The following is a 321-nucleotide window of genomic DNA, read 5'->3' as shown; positions in this document are numbered from 1 at the left end:
TCGTGCGGAAGTAGAACTGGGGACGATAGCCTTGGAAGAACGGGGTGTGACGGCCGCCTTCTTCCTTGGACAGGATGTACACCTCGGAGGTGAAGTCGGTGTGCGGGGTGATCGAGCCCGGCTTGGCTAGAACTTGGCCGCGCTGGACGTCTTCACGCTTGGTGCCGCGCAGCAGGATACCCACGTTGTCGCCCGCTTGACCTTGGTCCAGCAGCTTGCGGAACATTTCCACGCCCGTGCAGGTCGTCTTGACCGTCGGAACGATACCGACGATTTCGAGTTCTTCGCCGACCTTGATCACGCCGCGTTCGATACGGCCGG

1 protein-coding gene is annotated in these 321 nt (G+C 61.4%); it reads right to left on the bottom strand.

All coding sequences use genetic code 11. The features are described from left to right. Positions 1-321, bottom strand: a 321-nt coding sequence (locus IB258_RS30245) for an EF-Tu/IF-2/RF-3 family GTPase (RefSeq protein WP_255508627.1), incomplete at both ends; no start/stop codon positions are given.

Origin of the sequence: Achromobacter sp. ACM02 (assembly GCF_014851605.1) — a bacterium.
Classification (GTDB): Bacteria; Pseudomonadota; Gammaproteobacteria; order Burkholderiales; family Burkholderiaceae_B; genus Achromobacter; species Achromobacter aegrifaciens.
The sequence above is the reverse complement of the archived record's forward strand: the minus strand, read 5'-3'. Positions and strand labels throughout refer to the sequence as shown.